General features: G+C 71.1%; 12 protein-coding genes. 4 read left to right on the top strand and 8 right to left on the bottom strand.

Annotated elements, in window-relative coordinates:
* Positions 1 to 14: 14 nt before the first annotated feature.
* The 3 genes from MUN76_RS06760 to MUN76_RS06770 form a co-directional block, all read right to left on the bottom strand.
* Entirely contained in the window at positions 15 to 314 is a 300-nt protein-coding gene (locus MUN76_RS06760) for a hypothetical protein (protein ID WP_244688291.1), read from the bottom strand.
* A gap of 62 nt (positions 315 to 376) precedes the next feature.
* Complete coding sequence (locus tag MUN76_RS06765) at positions 377 to 670, bottom strand: WXG100 family type VII secretion target (protein WP_244688293.1); 294 nt, start codon at positions 668 to 670, stop codon at positions 377 to 379.
* 307 nt (positions 671 to 977) lie between these two features.
* Positions 978 to 2,744, bottom strand: a complete 1,767-nt coding sequence (locus MUN76_RS06770) for a proline--tRNA ligase (protein WP_244688295.1) — start codon at positions 2,742 to 2,744, stop codon at positions 978 to 980.
* Positions 2,745 to 2,795: 51 nt separating this feature from the next.
* Here MUN76_RS06770 and MUN76_RS06775 point away from each other — a divergent pair, with 51 nt between their 5' ends.
* A complete protein-coding gene (locus tag MUN76_RS06775; protein ID WP_244688297.1) occupies positions 2,796 to 4,307 on the top strand; it encodes a phospholipid carrier-dependent glycosyltransferase in 1,512 nt (503 codons plus the stop codon).
* A gap of 27 nt (positions 4,308 to 4,334) precedes the next feature.
* On the opposite strand, the gene MUN76_RS06780 is transcribed toward MUN76_RS06775, so the two are convergent.
* Entirely contained in the window at positions 4,335 to 5,048 is a 714-nt protein-coding gene (locus tag MUN76_RS06780; RefSeq protein WP_244688298.1) for a response regulator, read from the bottom strand.
* On the bottom strand, positions 5,045 to 6,565 hold the full coding sequence (locus MUN76_RS06785) for an ATP-binding protein (RefSeq protein WP_244688299.1): 1,521 nt from the start codon (positions 6,563 to 6,565) through the stop codon (positions 5,045 to 5,047). The genes MUN76_RS06780 and MUN76_RS06785 overlap by 4 nt, the downstream gene beginning before the upstream one ends.
* A 114-nt stretch (positions 6,566 to 6,679) precedes the next feature.
* Between MUN76_RS06785 and MUN76_RS06790 the strand changes: the two genes are divergently transcribed.
* Together MUN76_RS06790 and MUN76_RS06795 are read left to right on the top strand one after the other, a co-directional pair.
* Positions 6,680 to 8,482, top strand: coding sequence for a PspC domain-containing protein (locus tag MUN76_RS06790; RefSeq protein ID WP_244688301.1), 1,803 nt, complete (start codon positions 6,680 to 6,682; stop codon positions 8,480 to 8,482).
* Positions 8,479 to 8,925, top strand: a complete 447-nt coding sequence (locus MUN76_RS06795; RefSeq protein ID WP_244688303.1) for a hypothetical protein — start codon at positions 8,479 to 8,481, stop codon at positions 8,923 to 8,925. Before MUN76_RS06790 ends, MUN76_RS06795 begins: the two co-directional genes overlap by 4 nt.
* Before the next feature lie 57 nt (positions 8,926 to 8,982).
* On the opposite strand, the gene MUN76_RS06800 is transcribed toward MUN76_RS06795, so the two are convergent.
* The gene (locus tag MUN76_RS06800) at positions 8,983 to 10,494 is read right to left on the bottom strand and encodes a sensor histidine kinase (protein WP_244688305.1); all 1,512 of its coding nucleotides are present in this window, start codon (positions 10,492 to 10,494) and stop codon (positions 8,983 to 8,985) included.
* Positions 10,495 to 10,837: 343 nt separating this feature from the next.
* Here MUN76_RS06800 and MUN76_RS06805 point away from each other — a divergent pair, with 343 nt between their 5' ends.
* On the top strand, positions 10,838 to 11,461 hold the full coding sequence (locus tag MUN76_RS06805) for an Rv3235 family protein (RefSeq protein WP_244688307.1): 624 nt from the start codon (positions 10,838 to 10,840) through the stop codon (positions 11,459 to 11,461).
* A gap of 20 nt (positions 11,462 to 11,481) precedes the next feature.
* Here the strand turns inward: MUN76_RS06805 and rlmB are convergent, their stop codons facing one another.
* Positions 11,482 to 12,480 (bottom strand): 23S rRNA (guanosine(2251)-2'-O)-methyltransferase RlmB, encoded by a 999-nt coding sequence (rlmB, locus tag MUN76_RS06810; RefSeq protein WP_244688309.1) that lies wholly within the window; start codon positions 12,478 to 12,480, stop codon positions 11,482 to 11,484.
* On the bottom strand, positions 12,477 to 13,967 hold the full coding sequence (gene cysS / locus MUN76_RS06815; RefSeq protein WP_244688311.1) for a cysteine--tRNA ligase: 1,491 nt from the start codon (positions 13,965 to 13,967) through the stop codon (positions 12,477 to 12,479). Before cysS ends, rlmB begins: the two co-directional genes overlap by 4 nt.

Below are 13,967 nucleotides of genomic sequence, written 5' to 3' on the forward strand. Positions count from 1 at the left end.
ACCCGCAGTCATCGTCAGGACTCCGGCAGGGCGAACCCGACTCGCACTGCCGCAGTGATGCGAGCGTCGAGCTCCAGCGTCCGCTCGACCAGGTCCACGGCGGTGATCGCTCCCGTCACCGCGGCATCGGCCAGGGCGGCGCACCCGGTCACCAGATCGTCGATGAACGTGCTGAGATCGGCACCGACGACGGCCAGTGCCGAGAGGTCGACCGCGGGCGCCGCAGTCAGTTCCGAGACCCCCTCGGCGGCGCTGATGAGTTCGGTTCCGACGTCTGCCAACGTCGAATCCCGGAGGTCGAGATGGTGCGGCATCGTGTTCCTTCCGTCGCCGTATGCGATCGTGAGTGTGCTGCCTCGCGCCCGTTGCAGGTCCGCTAGGAGATCCTCGCGGCGATCTGGCTGTCGGTGTCTCGCAGCAGAGCGGCAGTGCTCGTGATGAAGCGTTGGATCTCGGTCAGTTGATCGATCACCCCGTTCGCGTGCGCTGTGTAGCTGCCGAAGGCCTCGTCGAACTTGCCGGAGGCCTGATCGGTCACGAAGCCGGACGTGACGAGCCGCCCGATCAGGGCTTTCATCCGCAGCAGGATGTGGGTGATCTCCTCCCGCCCGGATCCGATGTCTGACGCCGCCGATTCCATTTCTCCGTATGAGACAGTGATGTTCGCCACGGTGCGTTCCTTTCAATCGATCACCCGGGCCCCCGAGCGAGGAGTTCGCCGCAGATCCGCAGCGATGGAGCCCACTGTAGGGATGCAGAACACGCACCAGGAGGTGCGGAACGAATCTGTGGATAACCGGGTCGCCGACGCACCACCGGCCGCCCGGGTGAGCGAAGTCCGGCTCGGGTGAGCGCAGATCGACACCCGGTGAGCGAAGACCGGCACACCAGAAGCGGAGATCGGCACGACCCCCGAACGCACGACACCCGGGAGACCGCCGACAGGCGATCCCCCGGGTGTCAGGGCAGTGCGGGTGCTACACGCCGAACAGCGCGGGCACCTCCGAGAGCGCGACCTTCTCCTTGGCACCGGTCGAGCGGTCCCAGACCTCGGCGAAGCCGTCGGCGGCATCGCGCCCGACGACCACCACACGCGGCACCCCGAGCAGCTCGGCGTCGCCGAACTTCACCCCGGGCGACACCTTCGGACGGTCGTCGAACAGCACCTCGACGCCGGCGGCGTCGAGTTCGGTCGCCAGGGTGTCCGCGATCGCCGCGACCGCCGGATCCTTCCCCGTCGCCACGACGTGCACGTCGAACGGCGCGACGGCGGCGGGCCAGATCAGTCCACGATCATCGTGGTGCAGCTCCGCGAGGATCGCCATGATCCGGGTCACCCCGATGCCGTACGAGCCCATCGTGACCGTGACGAGCTTGCCGTTCTCGTCGAGCACCTTGAGCCCCAACGCCTCGGCGTACTTGCGTCCGAGCTGGAAGATGTGCCCGATCTCCATGCCGCGTGCGGTCTCGATCGGACCCGAACCGTCGGGGGCGGGGTCCCCGTCGCGCACCGAAGCGATGTCGGCGATGCCGTCAGCCGTGAAGTCGCGACCCGCCACGAGGTGGGCGACGTGCTTCTCGTCCTCGTTCGCGCCGGTCACCCACGCGGTGCCGGTCACGATCCGGGGATCCAGGAGGTAGCGGATGCCGGTGGTGCCCTCGAGCCCGAGCACCGGGGCGCCGGCGGCACCGGGTCCGATGTAGCCGCGCACGAGTCCCGGGTGCTTCGCGAAGTCCGCCGCCGTCGCGGGTTCGACCTCGCAGCCCGGGAACGCGACCTCGGCCCGCTTCATGTCGGCGTCGCGGTCGCCGGGGATCCCCACGACGACGATCTCGCGAGTCCCGTCGACGGCGGTCACGGCGAGCACGATGTTCTTCAGGGTGTCGGCAGCGTTCCACGCCCGACCGTCCTCCCGCGGCAGCACGGCGTTGGTGTGGGCGACCAGGGTGTCGATCGTCGGGGTGTCGGGCGAGTCGTAGACGACGGCCGCGGGCAGCCCGTCGATCGACCGAGCCTCGGGGGCGGGGGTCGCGTACGCCTCGACGTTCGCGGCGTAGCCGCCGGCCGAGCGCACGAACGTGTCCTCGCCGATCGGCGTCGGGAGCAGGAACTCCTCGCTGCGCGATCCGCCCATCGCACCCGCGTCGGCCGACACGATCACGTACTCGAGCCCGAGGCGGGAGAAGATCCGCTCGTAGGCGGCGCGCTGGCGCTCGTAGCTCTCGGCCAGGGCCTCATCGCTGATGTCGAAGGAGTAGGCGTCCTTCATCGTGAACTCGCGTCCGCGCAGCAGACCGGCGCGCGGCCGCGCCTCGTCGCGGTACTTGTCCTGGATCTGGTAGAGCGCGAGCGGCAGGTCCTTGTACGAGGTCACGATGTCCTTCACCATGAGGGTGAAGGCCTCCTCGTGGGTCGGCGCGAGCAGGTAGTCGGCGCCGTGCCGATCCTGCAACCGGAACAGCGCGTCGCCGTACTCCTCCCAGCGCCCGGTGGCCTCGTACGGCTCGCGGGGCAGCAGGGCCGGGAAGTGCACCTCGTGCGCGCCCGCCGCCTGCATTTCCTCGCGGATGATCTGCTCGAGCTTGCCCTTCACCCGGAGGCCCAGCGGCATCCACCCGAACACTCCCGGCGCCTGGCGGCGGATGTAACCCGCGCGCACGAGCAGCCGGTGGCTCGCCACCTCGGCGTCTGAGGGGTCCTCGCGGAGAGTCTTCAAGAAGTAGTTGCTGAGGCGCGTAATCACCCCACCATCGTAGCCGCGTGCCGCCCCGCGTGCTCCACATAGGCTGGAGCCATGCTCGCCGTCCGCCACCACCTGCGCTGGCTCGCTCCGCTGCTCGTGCTCGCGGTCGCCGCGGTCGTGCGGTTCTGGGCGCTCAGCAGCCCCGGCAGTCTGGTGTTCGACGAGCTCTACTACGTGCGCGACGCGATCAGCCAGCTCGCCCACGGCGCCCCCACCGTGTGGTCCGACGACGACGCGGCCTTCGGTGATCCCGCAGCCTTCACCGACGAGGCCTCCTACGCCGTGCACCCGCCGCTCGGGAAGTGGCTCATCGGGCTCGGGGTGCTCGTCTTCGGCCCTGACACCGGCTGGGGCTGGCGCAGCGCCGTGGCCCTCGCGGGGGTCGCAACGGTCGGGATCACGATGCGCCTCGGCTGGCTGCTCTCGCGCAGTCTGGTCATCGCCTGCACGGCGGGCCTGCTGCTCGCGCTCGACGGAGTGCACGTGGTGCTCACCCGGGTCGCGCTGCTCGACGGGTTCCTCGCCCTCGCGGTGGCGCTCGGAGCGCTGCTCATGTGGCGGGATGTGCAGTGGCTCGAGGATCGCGACGCGCGAGCCGAGCCGGGGCCGTCCGGGCGGACCGCTGTGCGCTGGTGGCGCCCCTGGCTGCTCGCCGCGGGGCTGGTCTTCGGTGCGGCCGCGGGGATCAAGTGGTCGGGCCTGTATCCGCTGGCGGCGTTCCTCGTCTTTCTTGCGATTCGGGATCTGCTGCGCCGCCGGAACGCCGGCGCACCGTGGGGCGCAGCCTCCCTTCGTTCGCTCCTTCAGGCCGGGGCGACCGCGATCATCGCGCTGCCCGCGGCTGTGCTCGCGTATCTCACGACCTGGGTCGGCTGGATCGTGACGCCGGACGGCTGGGGCCGCGATCCCGCCACCCCCTGGCTCTCGAGCCTCGCCCGGTATCACGCCGAGATGCTCGGGTGGCACAGCACGCTGACCGCTCCGCACCCCTATCAGGCGCACCCGATCACGTGGCCGCTCGGGCTGCGGCCGACCGCGATGTACGAGGTGCGCTGGGACGGCTGCGGCGGAGAGTGCGTCGCGGGCATCTCGCCGATCCCGAATCTGCTGATCACCTGGGGCGGCGCGGCCGCGCTGCTCGTGCTCGCGTGGCTCGTGGTCCGAGCGCTCGTGCGCCCCGATGCGCTCTCCCGCGGGCCGGTGCTGACAGTGAGCGCGTTTGTGCTGACCGGCTACCTGTCGGGTTGGCTGCCCTGGCTGCTCACGGTCTCGCGCTCGGCCGTCTTCCAGTTCTACGCGGTGGTACTCACGCCGTTCTCGGCGCTCGCGCTCGCACTGGTGCTCGGCATGCTGTGCGGGATCCCCCTCGCCACCGCGCGGGCGAGTGCCCCGGGGCTGCGGCTCGATCCCGATCCCGCCGCACTGCAGGGCCGGCGGCTCGCCGTCGCCGTGTTCCTCATCGCCGCAGTGGCCGTCTCGATCCTCTTCGCACCGCTCTGGACGGGAGGCCCGGTCGCGGAGTGGTTCTGGAACGCCCACATGTGGCTCCCGGGCTGGGACTGACGTGCTCCCGCAGCCGCGGGCCGAGCCCTACAGCAGGCGGCGGGTGAGCGCCCAGGCAGTGAGCTCGTGCCGGTTCGAGAGCTGCAGCTTGCGGAGCACGTTCGAGACGTGGGTCTCCACCGTCTTCACCGACAGGAAGAGCTCGGCGGCCACCTCCTTGTAGGCGTACCCGCGGGCGATCATCCGCATGACCTCCTGCTCGCGGGCCGACAGCCGATCGAGCTCATCGTCCGCCGCCGCCGTCTCCCCCGACCCAGTGCCGAACGCGTCGAGCACAAAGCCCGCGAGCCGCGGCGAGAAGACCGCGTCGCCGTCGCGCACCCGCTCGACGGCGGCGGTGACCTCGCTCCCCGACGCGGTCTTCGTGAGGTAACCGCGCGCACCGGCTCGGATCACACTCACCACGTCGTCGGCGGCGTCGGACACGCTGAGTGCCAGGAAGCGCGTGTCGCGCACCTCCGGCCGGGTGGCCAGCTGACGGAGCACCTCGGCGCCGCCGCCGCCCGCGCCGCCGGGCAGGTGGACGTCGAGCAGCACCACGTCCGGGCGCAGTGCCGGGATCAGCGCGACGGCCTCGTCCACGGTCGCGGCCTCGCCGACGACGTCGAGCACCGAGCCGAGTTCGGCACGCAGACCGGTGCGGAAGATCTGGTGGTCGTCGACGATGACGACGCGCACGGGGGCCGCCTCGTTCGACGAGCCGGGGTCGAGTGAGGCGGGCGGGGTGGGCGACTCGGTCATGGGGTCTCCGTTCGGGGCTCGGGAGCCGGGGCTGGTGCGCCGGGCGCTGCGGTGGCGGGATCAACGGGCGCGGTCGACGGTGCGGGCGCGGGATCAGCGGGCGTTTCACGCGGGATCGAGAGGCGGACGGCCGTGCCGCCGCCGCCCGGGCCGGCCAGGATCCGCGCGCTCCCGCCCGCGCGTTCCATACGACCGAGGATCGACTCGCGGACGCCCATGCGCCCCTCGGGCAGGTCCTCGGGATCGAGACCCGGCCCGCGGTCCGTGACGTCGATCGAGATGCGCTCAGCCGTCACCTCGACGTACACCGTGACGTCGCCCCCCGCGTGGCGGGCGGCGTTCAGCATTGCCTCGCGTGCGGCCGCGACGAGGGGCGCGGGCGCCACCACACCGTCGTTGGCGCCGACCACCACGATCTCGAAGCGCACGGGGTGATCCGCCTCGAGCGCGGCGGCGTGGGCCCGCAACTCCGCATCGACCGCCTCGAGGGACGCGGCCGGTGCGCCATCGCCGGTGCGGAAGAGCCAGTCCCGCAGCTCCCGCTCCTGACGCCGGGCGATCCGCGCCACCTCGCTGCTCGGCTCCGAGCGCTGCTGGATCAGCGCAAGCGTCTGCAGCACCGAGTCGTGCAGGTGCGCCGCGATCTCGGCCCGCTCGGACTCCCGCGCGCGCCCGGCCCGCTCCGCCATGAGCTCGCGATTGAGCCGGAGCAACCACGGGGCGATGGCGAGCGCCACGCCCGCGAGCACCGCGACCGCCGCCGCGATCACGGTCCAGGCGCTGGGCTCGCGCGACGTGACGAAGAACATGAGCACCCCGACGGCGACGAGCGCGAGCGCGCCGAGCACGCGCGGCACCTGATTGCGGTCCGGTCGATCCCGATCCGCGATCTGCCACCAGGTGAGTCCGACACCGACGAGCACGGCCATCGCGGGCAGGATCAGTTCGAGGTTGAGGTGCACCCCGAGGCGCTCGAGCACGAGGCCGGTTCCGGCGACGAGCAGGCACGCCCCCAGCAGGAACTCGGCGATCGGCCAGCGCGTGCGAGAGACGGGCGGGCGGTCCGGCTGGCCCGGGTCGGCGTTCGGTCCCGGAGCGGGCGAGGTCGGGGGGCTCGAGGCCGTGCGTGACTGGGCTTTCGAGGCCGTGTTGACCGACGGGCTCGAGGCATGGTGCACCGGCGCGCTCGGGGCCGTGCTGGCCTGCGTGCTCGATGCCGGGCTCGGCGGCGAACTCGGACCGCCGGGGGCCGCGGCATCGGTCCGTGCGCTCGATTCCGCTGATGCCGGGCGGGTGAGTGCACGACGAAGCGGCACGAGACCGTCGGTCTCCCCGTCGAGCGGCACGGTCGCCCACAGCCACAGGTACAGGAGTGCTCCGGCACCGCCGAACGCGGTGAGGATCAGCATCGCGATACGCACGGCACCGACCGACAGACCGAGGTGCGCTCCCAGGCCCGCGCACACGCCGGCGACGACGCGGTCATCGCGCGAGCGGGAGAGGGGAACTGCGGCCATGCCCCTATCCAAGCAGCTTCCGGCCGTCACCCGGGGTCTCCGGGGCGAGTCTCAGGGGCGAATCAGGGTGAACCCCGATGGCACCGGATCGCGACCCCGGCCAGACTCGAAGACATGAACACGACTCCCGACTCAGACACCACCGTCCCGCCGCCGCCCCCGGCCGGCGGGTTCTTCGCCTGGATCCGCAACCTCGGCATCGTGCGGAGCGATGACCGATGGTTCACCGGCGTCGCGTCCGGCATCGCGGCCAAAGCGAACATCGATCCCCTCATCGTGCGGGGCGTGTTCGTCGTACTCGCACTGCTCGGCGGACCCGGCATCCTGCTCTACCTCGTCGGCTGGCTCCTCCTACCCGACACCCTGGGACGCATCCACGTGGAGGAGATCATCCGGGGGCGAGCGCAGACCGGGGTGCTAATCACCGCGATCGCGATTGCCGCGATCGTCTGCATCCCGGTACTCATCGGCATGTTCTTCGCCCCGCCGTTCACCCTCTGGGGCTGGGACGCGTGGAGCGCGATCGGCATGCCCGACTGGTTGTCGGCGACCATCGCCTGGGTGTGCTGGATCGCGATCCTCGTGTTCGCGGGGATCTGGCTGCGGCGCGCCTTGCTCAACCGCGGCCGCGCACAGGCCGACGCAACGTCGGACACGGCCTCCGCGGCGACGGGGTCCACCGGGACGGGGTCCACCGCGGCGGGGACTGCCGCGACGGGATCCACCGAGGCAGACGGCTCCGCCCCGCCCGCGGCGAGTGCGGCGTACGACGGGGCGCCGGGGTCGGCGCCCGGGGCGACTCCCGGTGCGGCCGCACCCGGTGCATCGGCGCACGATGCACCCTCCGACGAGTGGAGCCGGAAGTTCGCCGAGACCGCCGACGACTGGGGTGCTCGCGCCGGCCAGTGGGGCGAGCAGGCGGGTGCGGCCGCGGGCCGCTGGGGCGAGAACGTCGGCCGGCAGGCCGACGAGTGGAGTGCGCGCTACGCGGAGCACCACGACGCGCATAAACTCGGCGCCGCGCACACGATCATCACCATCGCGCTCGCCTTGCTGGCGGGCGGGCTGACCGCGCTCTGGGTACCCTCGACGGGAGCCTTCGCCGACGTCACGGCGACCGCGGAGTCGGCGACGCCGATCGCGGTCATCGCGGCGCTGGTCGCTGCGCTCGGTGTACTCGCCGTGTCGCTGATCGTTGCCGGGATCCGCGGTCGCCACACCGGCTTCGTCGGCTTCCTGGCCGCGTGCGCGGTGGTGGCCCTGCTCTTCACGGCGGTGCTGCCCTGGGGCACCCGCTTCCAGCCCTTCGGCACCCTGCAGGTGGATGGGCTGCACGAGCCCGGAGCCGTGCTCCTGGCCGGCAACGCCCGGGTCGACCTCGAGGACCTCGACGACACCGGGATCCCGGCCGAGTCCGGCACCGGAGCCGACCTCGTGGTCTGGCAACTCACCGGCAACGCGACCGTCACCCTGCCCGCCGAGCATCCGACCGTCGTGTCGGTGTACCTGCTCGCCGGCAATGTCGGAGAGCAGTGGGGAGAGGACGCCCGCAACACCGCCGGACCGTTCCTCAGCAAGCGCATCACCGCCAACCTCGACGGTGTCGCTGCCGACGACCCCGAGGTCGCGCACGTCGAGGTGTACATGCTCGCCGGCAACGTTCGGGTGGTCGGCAGCACGTCCGACTCGGCGCTCTCCGAGGAGGCGCAGCGGAACATCGAGGCCGATACGAGGAGTTCCCGCACGGCGGACGCGGACACGCTGCGCGAGCAGCGGGAGCTCGAGGATGAACTCGATCGCCTCGAGTGGCAGCTCGACGAACCCGGCCTGACCTCCTCGGAACGCGAAGACCTCGAGGCGGATCGCACACGCCTCGAACGCGACCTCGAACGACTGGAACTGGAGGTGTCGCGATGATCCCCGAACCGAACACGGACTCCCCGAGCACGGGGCCCGAGTCGACCGCCTCGGAGTCGACCGCACCGCAGTCGACCGCTCCGGAACCGACCGCACCGCAAACGATCTCGCAGCCTGCCGCAACGCAGTCAGCCCCCTCGCGGCCCGCGGCGCCGCAGGCCGCAGCAGCGGCTCCAGGTCCGGTCTACACCCCCGCACCGGCACCGGCACCAACAGAGCCGAGCGGACCCCGCACGGGCCCGATCGTCTGGGGCGCGCTGATCCTCGGGTTCTGCGGCTACGTCTTGCAGCGAACCCTCGCCCCCGGCGACCTCGACACGACGACCTGGATCACCGCCGTGACGATCGGTCTCGGCCTGCTGCTCCTCGGGGTCGGAGCGGCCGTGCTGATCCGGAACCACCGACGCGCCAACCGCCTCGCAAATCGCCGGACCACACGGTAAGTCCGGGCTCCGCCGGTCCCGCACGGGATCGGCGGAGCCCGGAGCCGCCCTCAGTCGTCAGTTCGAGACGCGGGGCATCTCTCGGGTCTGCGTCGAGATCCAGTGCAGCGGGATCTGGATCGCGACGCGGGTGCCTCCCCGCTCGTCCGGCCCCCACGTGATGGAACCGCCGAGCTCTCCCTCGATCAGCGTGCGCACGATCTGCGTGCCGAGGCCGTCACCCACGGTGCCGCCCGGGAGGCCGGTGCCGGTGTCGATCACCTCGACCGCCAGACGCTCATCACTCCGGTCGGCGCGGATGATGACCTCGCCCTCGCGACCGGCGAGACCGTGCTCGACCGCGTTCGTCACGATCTCCGTGAGTGCGAGCGCGAGCGGCGTCGCGTACTCCGAGGGGAGCTCGCCGAACTCGCCCTCCTTGTGGGGATGCACCGTGGTGTTGTGCAGGCTCGCCACCTCTGCCGCGAGCCCGAGCACCCGGTCGAAGACGACGTCGAAGTCCACGATCTGCGACAGTCCGCTCGACAGGGTGTCGTGGACGACCGCGATGGCGGCGACCCGGCGCATGGCCTGGCCGAGCACTTCCTTCGCCTCCTCGCTCCGCGCGCGACGCGCTTGGACGCGGAGGAGCGACGCCACGGTCTGCAGGTTGTTCTTCACCCGGTGATGGATCTCGCGGATCGTCGCGTCCTTGGTCACGAGCTCCTGCGCCTGCTCGCGCAACTCGGTGATCTCCCGGGTGAGCACCACTCCGCCGACCCGCACTCCGTCGCGGATCACGGGGATCGAACGGAGCGTGACGGTGCGCCCGCGCGCTTCGATCTCGGCGCGCTTCGCGATCTTGGCCTGCGCGATGAGCGGCAGCGACTCGTTCGTGTCGAACTGGCCCTTGACCACGTCGGCGATGACCTCGGCGAAGTTCTCGCCCTCGATCTCGTCGCGGAATCCGAGCGAGTTGAAGGTGGTCTGCGTGTTCGGACTCGCGAACGTGGCGACCCCGTCGAGGTTGATGCGCACGAGGCCGTCCGAGGCGCGGGGCGCGCCCTGCTCGCCTCCGCGGGTGTTGCCGGGCGCCGGGAAGAGGCCGCTCTGGATCATGCCGAAGAGATCCTCCGAGACCTCTCGGAAGGCCGCGGCGATACGAGACGCCTGCTGCGTGTCGGCCACGCTCGTGTGGACGGTGATGACCGCGAACGGTCCAAGACGATTGCCCTCGCCGTCGCAGCGATTCACGGAGTATGCCGCGAGCCGCATGGGATTCTCCTCGTACCACGCGGGCGAGGTCGAGACCACGGGGAGCCCCGTCTCCATCGCCTCATCGACGAGCCCCCGCCAGTCCGAACGCAGGAGGTCACCGATGACGTCGCGGTAGAAGAGCGTGACCGAGCCGGCCGGGCGGCTGTGTGCGACGGCGAGATAGCCGTCATCGGTGGTCGGCACCCACAGCACGACGTCGCTCAGGGCGAGGTCCGCGAGCAGTTGCCAGTCGAGCGTGAGCAGCTCGAGCCACTCGATCTCCGCTTCGCTGAGGGTCGAATACTTGGTCGCGAGATTGCGCAATGTGGCCACCTCTCCACCCTAGATGATCGGCCCCTGATGATTTGGTGGTCGTGCGGGGTTGGCGACCGGAGGTGCTAGGCGCCGCATATCGCCACCGACCCCCTCCGTTCTTGCCGAATGCCTCTCATCTGCACGCTCACTTCAGAGGCGTTCGGCGAGAACGCAGGCGTTCGATTGGCGTCGTCCCCAGGAGCGTCCCCGGGCACGCCACAAACGCCCCGTGCGTTCGGGATGTTGACCCCGCTCACAGCGGTGACTTTATGGTGGGGGCACAGCACCGTCCGACACACTTCATACGGATTGCGGGGAGCAATCGGGACCTCTGTGAAGACACCAGAACAAAGGATCCCCCATGGCTTCTCTCCCCGCCCGCCTCGCACCGGTCCCGACGGTGCTCGCAACGTCCGCGCGCGCACCGTCCATGGTCGCCAAGTCCGCGCCCGCGGAATCGCTGACCGCGGAGGCACAGCCCGCGGATTCGCAGCCCGACACGTCCCCCGCCGTGCGCGCTGTCCCGCGCCGTCACCTGCACGCGGTCCCACCCCCGGGTCCCGCGCGAATCTCCACCGTGCCGCGTCCCGCCGCACCGGTCCCCCTCGCACCAGTCCCCGCGCCGCTCCCCGCCGCGGCGCTGGACATCCCGCCGCCGGACCTCTCGGTGGTCCGACTCCTCGCGGTCTACAGCTACGAGATCCTCGACGGATCGCGCGCGGTCGGACAGCTCGGCGGGTGGATCACCCGCGAGGTCGCCGAGCACCTCACGGCCCGTCGCGCGGCGCGCACCGAGCGGCGCACGCTCACCCGGGATACGCGACGATCGGTCCCGGTGCCGGGCCCCGTGCACCTGAGCCGGCCGTCGCCACTCGTGACCGAGGTGACGATCATCCTCACGACTCCGGCACGGTCGACCGCCGTCGCAATGCGACTCGAATACCTGCGTCAGCGCTGGCGGGCGACGACGCTCACCGTGCTGTGACGCCGCAGCGTGGAGCGGCGTCAGTCACCGGTCGAGTCGCGGAGCTTCGAGATCTCGTACAGCGCGACACTCGCCGCGATGCCCGCGTTCAGTGACTCCGTCGCCGAGGAGATCGGAATCGACACGATCGCGTCGCAGGTCTCCGTGACGAGGCGCGAGAGCCCCTTGCCCTCGCTCCCGATGACCACTACGAGCGGGCGGTCCGCGAGCTCGAGCCCGGGCAGCGAGACGTCGCCGTCGCCGTCGAGGCCGACGATGAAGACGCCGCGCTTCTTCAGCTCCTTGAGCGTCTGCGTGAGGTTGGAGGCCATCGCGACTGGGATCCGCGCAGCAGCACCCGCCGACGTCTTCCAGGCGGCGGAGTTCAGCCCCGCCGACCGGCGCTGGGGCACGATGACCCCTTGGCCGCCGAACGCGGCGACCGAGCGGATGATCGCGCCGAGGTTGCGCGGGTCGGTGACGCCGTCGAGCGCCACCAGCAGCGGCAGGCCGTCACGATCCAGCACGTCGTCGAGCACGTCCATCGGGTGCGCGTACTCCATCGGCGGCACCTTGAGCACCACGCCCTGGTGCACGGTGTCCCGGTCCGTCATCCGGTCCATCTCGGGCCGCATGATCTCGAGCACCGGCACCCCGCGCTGGGTGGCGAGGCGCAGGATCTCGCGCATCCGGTCGTCCATCTCGACGCGCGCGGCGACATAGAGGGTGGTTGCGGGAATCTTAGTGCGCAGCGCCTCGACGACCGCGTTGCGGCCGGTCACGAGCTCGGACTCGTCGCTCTTCTTCCCGCCGCCGCGCTGCCCGCCACGGTCGGATCCGCCCGCCATGTGACGCTTCTTCGCCGCCTCGTAGCGCTCCTTCGCGGCCTTCGCCTTGCCCGCGGGGTGGTACGGACGGTCCTCCGCCTTCGGCGTGGGCTTGCGGCCCTCGAGCGCCTGCCGGCCCTGTCCGCCCGATCCGACGCCCTTGCCGAGGCCCTTCTTGCGCACGGCTCCCGTGCGATTGCTCTTGTTACTCATGTCAGGCTCCAGCGTGTTCCGTCGGTGTGGTCTTCCAGGGAGATCCCGGCCGCCAGCAGACGGTCCCGGATCGCGTCGCTCGTGGCGAAGTCTCGGTCGACGCGGGCCTGGGCGCGCTGTGCGATCAGCGCCTCCACGAGGTCGCCCAGTGCGGCGGTCTCGGCCGAGGTGCCCGCGTGGGCCTCGGCGCTCCACACCGCGTCCCGGGGATCGAGCCCCAGCACGTCGAGCATGGCGACGACCTCACCCGCTCGGGCCTGCACCTCATCGGTGCGGCCCTCGTCGATCGCCGTATTGCCGGCGCGCACGGCGCCGTGGAGCGCTGCGAGCGCTTGCGGTACGCCGAAGTCGTCAAGCATAGCCGCGACGAACTCATCTGGCAACGCGTCCGCGGTGGCGGCGCCGCGACGTGGCCCCATGACACGCTCCGCCCGGGCCTCGCCGGCGGCGGGATCCGGCTCGGCGGCCGCGACAACCCGCCAGGCGCGCTCGAGGAAGCTCTCGATGCGCGCAAAGGCGGCGCCCGCCTCGACGAGCGACTCGCTCGAGTACTCGAGCACCGAGCGGTAGTGGGCGGAGCCGAGGAAGTAGCGCAGCACGATCGGGCGCGCGGCGGCGAGCAGCTCACCCGCGAAGAGCGAGTTGCCGAGCGACTTCGACATCTTCTGCCCGCCGGTGTTGACGAGGCCGTTGTGGATCCAGTACCGCGCGAACCCGTGACCGGCGGCGCGGGATTGCGCCATCTCGTTCTCGTGGTGCGGGAAGCGGAGATCCAGGCCGCCGCCGTGGATGTCGAACTCCTCGCCGAGGTACCGCGTCGCCATGGCGGAGCACTCGATGTGCCATCCCGGACGGCCCGGACCCCAGGGCGAAGGCCACGAGGCCGTCTCAGGTTCCCCGGCGCGGTGCGCCTTCCAGAGGGCGAAGTCCCGCGGATCCCGCTTGCCCACCGGCTCCGAGTCCGCGGCGTCCTCCATCTGGTCGCGCTGCTGGCGCGTGAGCGAGCCGTACTCGGGCCAGCTGGCCGTATCGAAGTACACGCTCGCGGAGCCGTCCGCCGCCGGGTACGCGTGGCCGCGCTCGATCAGGAGCTCGATGAGGTCGACCATGTCGCGAATGCTCGCGGTCGCACGGGGCTCGTAGCTCGGGGGCAGCACCCCGATCGCGTCGTACGCGGCCGTGAACTCCCGCTCGATCCGGTACGCGAGGGCCCACCACTCCTCGGCGCCCCCCGCCTCCTGCGCGATGCGCGCGTTGTCGAGGATCTTGTCGTCGATGTCCGTGACGTTGCGGATCAGGGTCACACGGTGCCCGGTGGCCGTCAGCCAGCGGCGCATCTGGTCGTACACCAGCGCGCTCCGCAGATGTCCGATGTGCGGGGACGACTGCACCGTGGGCCCGCAGACGTAGAGTCCGACCTCTCCGGCCGCTCGGGGAGAGAAGTCGACGACCTCCTGCGCGCGGGAGTCGTAGATGCGTTGAGTCAC

It is taken from the genome of Leucobacter rhizosphaerae (assembly GCF_022919175.1).
Taxonomy (GTDB): domain Bacteria; phylum Actinomycetota; class Actinomycetes; order Actinomycetales; family Microbacteriaceae; genus Leucobacter; species Leucobacter rhizosphaerae.

What these genes read in the sequence shown, in the direction of transcription:
- MUN76_RS06760 (WP_244688291.1), bottom strand. Translation starts at nt 314, where the DNA reads ATGCCGCACCATCTCGACCTCCGGGATTCGACGTTGGCAGACGTCGGA.
- MUN76_RS06775 (WP_244688297.1), top strand. Translation starts at nt 2,796, where the DNA reads ATGCTCGCCGTCCGCCACCACCTGCGCTGGCTCGCTCCGCTGCTCGTG.
- MUN76_RS06780 (WP_244688298.1), bottom strand. Translation starts at nt 5,048, where the DNA reads ATGACCGAGTCGCCCACCCCGCCCGCCTCACTCGACCCCGGCTCGTCG.
- MUN76_RS06785 (WP_244688299.1), bottom strand. Translation starts at nt 6,565, where the DNA reads ATGGCCGCAGTTCCCCTCTCCCGCTCGCGCGATGACCGCGTCGTCGCC.
- MUN76_RS06790 (WP_244688301.1), top strand. Translation starts at nt 6,680, where the DNA reads ATGAACACGACTCCCGACTCAGACACCACCGTCCCGCCGCCGCCCCCG.
- MUN76_RS06795 (WP_244688303.1), top strand. Translation starts at nt 8,479, where the DNA reads ATGATCCCCGAACCGAACACGGACTCCCCGAGCACGGGGCCCGAGTCG.
- MUN76_RS06805 (WP_244688307.1), top strand. Translation starts at nt 10,838, where the DNA reads ATGGCTTCTCTCCCCGCCCGCCTCGCACCGGTCCCGACGGTGCTCGCA.
- rlmB (WP_244688309.1), bottom strand. Translation starts at nt 12,480, where the DNA reads ATGAGTAACAAGAGCAATCGCACGGGAGCCGTGCGCAAGAAGGGCCTC.